The organism is Nocardia sp. CDC160, from assembly GCF_035818795.1.
Lineage (GTDB): Bacteria > Actinomycetota > Actinomycetes > Mycobacteriales > Mycobacteriaceae > Nocardia.
In genome coordinates this window covers 304168-310722 of sequence record NZ_JAYKYT010000007.1, presented here as the reverse complement: position 1 = coordinate 310722, position 6555 = coordinate 304168, and the positions used below count along the sequence as shown (strand labels likewise).

Below are 6555 nucleotides of genomic sequence, written 5' to 3'. Positions count from 1 at the left end.
CCACGTTCGGAAGGGATAACCGCTGAAAGCATCTAAGCGGGAAGCCTGTTCCAAGATGAGGTTTCTCACCCCCTCGAGGGGGTAAGGCCCCCAACAGACCATTGGGTTGATAGGCCAGAACTGGAAGCCCGGTAACGGGTGTAGGTGACTGGTACTAATAGGCCGAGGACTTACCAACAAAGAAGCTACGCGTCCACTGTGCAGTATCTGAAACAACACACGACATGTGTTGCGGAGGGCCCCCAAGCCCTTGTCGCACCGCGTGGATAGTTTCATAGAGTTACGGCGGCTATAGCGGTGGGGAAACGCCCGGTCCCATTCCGAACCCGGAAGCTAAGGCCACCTGCGCCGATGGTACTGCACTCGACAGGGTGTGGGAGAGTAGGACACCGCCGGAACATCCTTCGCGAAGGCCCCCAGCATCAGCTGGGGGCCTTCGGCGTATCCAAAACAATTCACTGTGCTCTGCGGCCGAAGGTTGCGAAGATGCCTGGGTGAGTTGGGATCTGGAAGAGCTGGTTATCGGCCGGACACTGCGACTGCCCGGTATTGATGGACCGGCTGGGGTGGGGAAGGTAGCGGCTCGGCAGTTCGATGCCGTGTTGATGACGGTGGGATTCAAGCTTTCCGGGGAACTGCTGGCCGCACTGTCGGGTCTGACACCGGAATTCGTGATCGACACCGCGGTGCGCGTGCTGCCGATCGTGCGGCGGATCGCCGGGGCGCATGTCGAGCACAATGTGTACTTCAAGGACTTCCCCGCGAATGTGCCCGACACCGTGGAGTTCTGGACGGAGTGCCTGCTGGACGCGCTCGGTGACGAGCTGGCGGCGGCCGCGGTGGCCGAGGGGCTCGAGCAAGGGGTGTTGAATCTGCTCGCCCTGCCCAAGTACGGCCGGTATCAGCACGACTATGCCGAGATGGCCGCGGCGCACGACGAATTGATCGAGTCCGCGGGCGACCGGGTGACCGTGCTGGGCCTCGGACGGTCGGTCGAGGACGAGGTATCCGCGCTCTACCTCTCCCTGGCCGGGCGGACCACGCCCTTGGGTGACGAAGATCTGGCGATCCTGCGGGAGCTGGCGCTCTACTGCGCCCAGGGCCCGCAACCGGATTCGATTCCGGTGCGTGAGCATCGCGCGATCATCAACGAGATCCGCCTCGCGGCGGGCGAGAAGCTATTGGCGGACACCGTGACCGACGTCCTGCGGCTGGCGTGCCTGTTGTCGGACGGCGATGTCTCGCTACTGAATCCCACACGATTCCGTTCCCTGTCGCGTCGTACCCGACGGGGACTGCTGTCCGCCCTGGACACGGTGATTGCCGAGCAGCCCGCCAAGCTCGGCGATGTGTCCGCGCACCGGGAAGCGTGGAAGCGGTTGGGCGAGCGGCTGCATCCGCACGAGTTCCCGCAGTGGGAGCACGCCGCAATGGTTTTCGCGGTCGCCCGGGGCGAGCGGCGCGCGCCCTCGTTCGCGTCGCGGCTGGAGGCCCTGGTGGCGGCCGGTGATATCGCGGGTGCGGCCGAATTGCTGCGGATGGCACCGGGTCTGCTCCTGCGTTCCCTGGATCGACTCCTGCGGACGAGCGGCTCCGATGCCGACCGCGAGGCGGTGCTGGCGGCGGTCGAGTCGACGATCGGGACCGTGTCCGGCCGGGTGATCCTGTCCGTCCGTGAGCATCTGGACAATCGTGACGGCGTCGCGCAGCGCGTGTTCGCCAATCGGATGGGTCGTGGCCGAGTGCTGGCGGATACCCGTGAGCCGATCGACTCGGACATTCTCGCCCGTCTGCGCCGCGTACTGGATGCGGAGCTGCGGCGTCGCCTGCCGTCTCCGGCCCGCCTGGTGATCGATCCGGACGTCTTCGATCTCGCACTTCCCCTGAGCGGCAAGGCAATCCCGGGCGGCCTCGGCGTACTGCCGCGCGGTTCCGTCTCGCCGGTGCGCGGTGAGCGGCTCCGGTTCTTCGTCTACTGGCGGCAGCTGGCCGAGCGCACCGACTTCGATCTCTCCGCGCTCCTGCTGGACCAGGATTACGAACTCGTCGACTGGCTGTCCTACACGAGCCTGACGGCGGTGGGTGGCGTGCATTCGGGCGACATCACCGAGGCTCCCGAAGGTGCCTCGGAGTTCATCGAATTGGATCTGTCGAAGGTCGAGGCGCATGCCATCGTGCCGCAGGTGAATGTGTTCGCCGGTGAGGGGTTCGACGAGGTCGCCGAGTCGTTCTTCGGTTTCATGCTGCGCGACGGCGACCAGCGGGGTCTGCCCTACGAACCGCGCACGGTGCGCATGAAGTCGGAGCTGCGCGGCCCGGGTCGGGTCGCGCTGCCGCTGGTCTTCTTCCGCGCGCCGTCGGGTGAGTGGCTGGTGAAGTGGTTGCACCTGAACCTCGCGGGCGAGCCGGAGTTCAATGCCGTGGAGAACAACCGGGTTTCGGCGACCGCGCTGGCCCGGGCGGTGGTCGACCGCCGGTATCTGACGGTCGGTTACCTCGCTGGTCTGCTGGCCGACGACGTAACTCTCTGGGACGGACAGACTTTCGAGGAGCCGGTGACATTCATCGGCATGGAGCGGCCGGAGCGCCTGCCCGAGGGATCGCGGATGTTCACCCCCGAAAACCTGGGTGACCTGATCCCGGAGTGACTGCTACCGTGATGCGCGGTGAGGCCATGGAGGCGCTTCCTTCTAATTCTTTTGGGTAGATATCCAGTGCTTCCGCTCTCCTCACCGCCCAGCGAGAGCACTGCTCTTGACTCGGTGCAGTGATTCGGTGAGAATCGAATTATGCTCGCCACCGTCTGGACGGCCACCAACCTCACCCTCGCCTTCGTCTTCGAACTCGTGGCCGTCGGAGCGCTGGCCTACTGGGGTTTCCGCACCGGCCGCGGACGGGTGGCGAAGATCCTGCTGGGTATCGGCATGGCGGTGGCGGCCGTGGTGCTCTGGGGCCTGTTCGCCGCACCGCAGGCGAGCTACTCCATCCCCGTCGCGGCGGTGGCCACCAAGATCGCGGTGTTCGGCGGGGCGTCCGCCGCGCTGTGGCAGCTCGGGCACCGCGCGACCGCGGTCGCCTTTCCGGTGCTGGTGGTGGCCAACCTCGCCGTGATCCATTTCGGGCATCTGTCGATGTGAGCACCCCTGGGCCGCAGGGACATTCACTCGGCGGCCCGGAAATTCGCGCGACACCTACAGCGTTGCACTGTTACGTTCACTCGGCGGGACGGGGAGTCCCGCAGCAACTCTCACTCGAGCAGGAAGGGCCGGTCATGCGCACCCATCGCACCACCGTCGTCGCCCGTCCGCGCTTCGAGGTGATCCTGGTGTCTTCGCCCGCTCGGTGCCGGTTGCGCGGCCGGTACTGAGTCAACCCCTGGACCGCTGACGTCCCGGGGAATCGCGCTGTTCTGTTCAAGATCAGCACGAAGGACGTATGACCGTGCGTACCAATGTCTCTCGACACAACCTTGCCATCGTTCGCAATCTCGGAATTCTCGCGCACGTCGATGCCGGGAAGACCACGGTGACCGAACGCATGCTGTTTCTCACCGGTATCACCCACAAGCGCGGCGAGGTGCACGACGGCACCACCGTCACCGATTTCGATCCACAGGAACGGGATCGGGGCATCACCATTTTCGCGGCGGCCGTGAGCTGCGCGTGGAACGGCCACCGGCTGACCGTCATCGATACCCCCGGGCACGTCGACTTCTCCGCCGAGGTCGAGCGCTCCCTGCGCGTATTGGACGGTGCCGTGGCCGTTTTCGACGCCGTCGCGGGCGTGGAGCCGCAGAGCGAATCCGTCTGGCGGCGCGCCGACCGCTACGGTGTTCCGCGCATCGCGTTCGTCAACAAGATGGATCGCGCCGGGGCCGATCTGACGGCCGCCGTCGCCTCGATTCGCGAACGGCTGCACCCGGTTCCGCTGCTTGTACAGCTGCCGGTGTACTCCGATGACGCCTTCACCGGCGTGGTCGACCTGGTGCGGCTGCGGGCGCTGCACTGGGATGGCGGCGTGGTCGAAGGCCCGGTGCCCGACCACCTCGCGGCCGAGGTCGAGCGTGCGCGTCGGGAGCTGGAAGAGGCGGTGGCGGAACGGAATTCGGCGGCCCTAGAGGAGTTCGTCGAACACTCCGGGCTGTCCGCCGACACCTTGACCGCGGCGCTGCGCGAGCTCACCCTCTCCGGCGAGGTGGTTCCGGTGCTGTGCGGCGCGGCCTACCGCGATATCGGCGTCGAGCCGCTGCTGGACGCCGTCGTCGCCTACCTGCCGTCGCCGCTGGACCGGCCCGCGATTGTCAGCGGGGACGACGGCCGTGCCGCGGATCCGTCGGAACCGCTTGCGGCACTGGCGTTCAAGGTGCACGCCACGCCGACCGGACGGCTCACGTTCGTGCGGGTCTACTCGGGCGTCCTGACCAAGGGCGACACCGTGCTCGACGCGAGCGGCGGCCGTCGCGAGCGGATCGCGCGCATCCTGCGGGTGCAGGCGGACCGTCACGCGGAGGTGGATGCCGCGGTCGCGGGCGATATCGTCGCCCTGGTCGGGCCGAAGGCCGTGCGCGTCGGCGCGACACTGTGCGCGCCGGACGCGCCGGTCCTGCTGGAACCGCCGACGCCGACCGAACCGGTGATGTCGGTGGCGATCGAGGCCAAGTCCAGCGCCGATACCGAGAAGTTGGCCGTGGCGCTGGCCCGGCTGGCGGAGGAGGACCCGTCGCTGTCGGTGCGGACCGATCCCGAGACCGGGCAGACGCTGCTGGCCGGTCTGGGCGAACTGCATCTCGAGGTCGTGGTGGAGAAGTTGCGCCGCGAGCGCGGGCTGAGCGTGTCGGTCGGGCGTCCGCAGGTGGCCTACCGTGAGACCGTTGTGCGTGGCGTGCGGGGTCTGGTGTATCGGCACGCCAAGCAGGACGGCGGGGCCGGGCAGTGGGCGCATATCGTGCTCGATGTTCAACCGTTGCGCGAATCCGATGCCGGGGCAACCGGTTTCGAGTTCGAGTCGACGGTGGTCGGCGGCCGGGTGCCCGCGGAGTTCGTGCGCGCGGTGGAGGCCGGGTGTCGCGACGCGCTGGCCGAGGGGCCGCTGGCGGGCCATCCGGTCACCGGCGTGCGGGTCACCCTCACCGACGGTGCGACGCATTCGAAGGATTCGTCGGAGCTGGCCTTCCGCACCGCCGGACGGCTCGGCATGCGGGAAGCCTTGCGCGCCAGCGCCATGGCGGTGCTCGAGCCGCTGGTGGAGCTGACCGCCACGGTGCCCGAGGATCATGTCGGCGCCGTGCTGGGTGATCTCGCGGCTCGGCGCGGCCGGGTCACGGGTTCGCTGACCCGCACCGGCACCGTGGTGCTCACCGCCACGGTTCCGCTGGCCGAATTGTTCGGCTACGCAACCCGTTTGCGCGGTCGGACGCAGGGACGCGGCACGTTCACGACGCGCCCGCTCGGTTACGCGCCCGCTCCGTAGCGGCGGGTCGGATCGGGTTCGGTGGGGTGAGGGATCGCTCTCGCCCCACCGGACCCACCCGCACGGGCGAATTCACGAGAAGGGGTTGATTGTTGTCGCGACTACGGTTACTGTTGTCGCAACAACAGAAACTCTCTTCAGGAGATGACAGCGATGATGTACTCGTTCACCGAATCGGCCGTGATCAAGGGTGATGTCGACAAGATCTGGGCGGTCGCCACCGATGTGGCCCGCTGGTCCGAATGGGATCCGCACGAGGAGAAGTCCCGCATCGATGGCGAATTCGCGCCGGGAACCACGGGGTGGGTCAAGCCGAAGGGGGCGCCCGCCGGGCCGTTTACCATCGTGGCGGTGGAACCGGGCCGTTCGTGGACCAGCGAGGCGGGCATTCCGTTCGGAAAACTGCGCGGCCACCGCACCTACGAGGCGCTCGGCGACGGCACGGTGAAGGTGGCGGAGAATGTCGAGGTCCACGGGATCTTCGGGCCGTTGTTCAAGCTCATCTGGGAGAAGGCCATGCGGGCCGATATGCCGCTGACCTTCGCGGCACTGGAACAGGAGGCAATGCGGCGTGGCTGAATCGCCGGGCGAACCGCGGGAGCCGCGAGAACTACGAGGCGTCCCGCGGGGTCCGCTCATGAGTCCGGGCTTCTGGCTGCATCACGCGGCACTGGAGTGGCGGACGCGGCTGGAGCGCAACCTGCGCCCGCTCGGGCTGACCCCCACCCAGTTCAACCTGCTGGCCTCGGCCGGTTGGCTGAGCCGCCAGGACGACCTGCCCACCCAACAGCAGGTCGCCGACATGTCCGGCTCGGACCGCATGATGGCCTCCAAGGTGATTCGCGGCCTGGAGGACCGGGGCCTGCTGGCGCGCCGCGCCGACCCCGCCGACGCCCGCGCCCTGCGCATCGAACTCACCCCCGCCGGACGGGAATTGGTCAGTCGGGCCGTCCAGATCGCCGTGGACACCGACGTCGAGATCTTCGGCCCCGACGGCGACTTCCTCCGCGAACACTTGAAACCCATCGCCGCGCACCGTCTCCCCGATTGACCGCACTGCGACGCGCACCGAGGCACACCGTAGGG

At 67.6% G+C, this 6555-nt stretch carries 5 protein-coding genes and 2 rRNA genes; all 7 read left to right on the top strand.

All coding sequences use genetic code 11. The annotated features are described in order from the left end of the window. A 23S ribosomal RNA gene (locus VMT40_RS34360) occupies positions 1-178 on the top strand; the annotation flags it as partial. Between the two features lie 103 nt (positions 179-281). Next, positions 282-398: ribosomal RNA gene (rrf, locus tag VMT40_RS34355) — 5S ribosomal RNA — on the top strand. Between the two features lie 168 nt (positions 399-566). Next, entirely contained in the window at positions 567-2648 is a 2082-nt protein-coding gene (locus VMT40_RS34350) for a TerD family protein (RefSeq protein ID WP_326363612.1), read from the top strand. Between the two features lie 141 nt (positions 2649-2789). After that, entirely contained in the window at positions 2790-3137 is a 348-nt protein-coding gene (locus tag VMT40_RS34345) for a YrdB family protein (RefSeq protein WP_326363610.1), read from the top strand. Positions 3138-3435: 298 nt separating this feature from the next. Beyond that, on the top strand, positions 3436-5469 hold the full coding sequence (gene fusA / locus VMT40_RS34340; RefSeq protein WP_326363608.1) for an elongation factor G: 2034 nt from the start codon (positions 3436-3438) through the stop codon (positions 5467-5469). A 144-nt stretch (positions 5470-5613) separates the two neighbouring features. Then, entirely contained in the window at positions 5614-6048 is a 435-nt protein-coding gene (locus tag VMT40_RS34335; RefSeq protein ID WP_326363607.1) for an SRPBCC family protein, read from the top strand. Further along, complete coding sequence (locus VMT40_RS34330; RefSeq protein ID WP_326363606.1) at positions 6041-6520, top strand: MarR family winged helix-turn-helix transcriptional regulator; 480 nt, start codon at positions 6041-6043, stop codon at positions 6518-6520. The genes VMT40_RS34335 and VMT40_RS34330 overlap by 8 nt, the downstream gene beginning before the upstream one ends. The last annotated feature ends 35 nt before the right edge of the window (positions 6521-6555 follow it).

What these genes read in the sequence shown, in the direction of transcription:
- VMT40_RS34335 (WP_326363607.1), top strand. Translation starts at nt 5,614, where the DNA reads ATGACAGCGATGATGTACTCGTTCACCGAATCGGCCGTGATCAAGGGT.
- VMT40_RS34345 (WP_326363610.1), top strand. Translation starts at nt 2,790, where the DNA reads ATGCTCGCCACCGTCTGGACGGCCACCAACCTCACCCTCGCCTTCGTC.
- fusA (WP_326363608.1), top strand. Translation starts at nt 3,436, where the DNA reads ATGACCGTGCGTACCAATGTCTCTCGACACAACCTTGCCATCGTTCGC.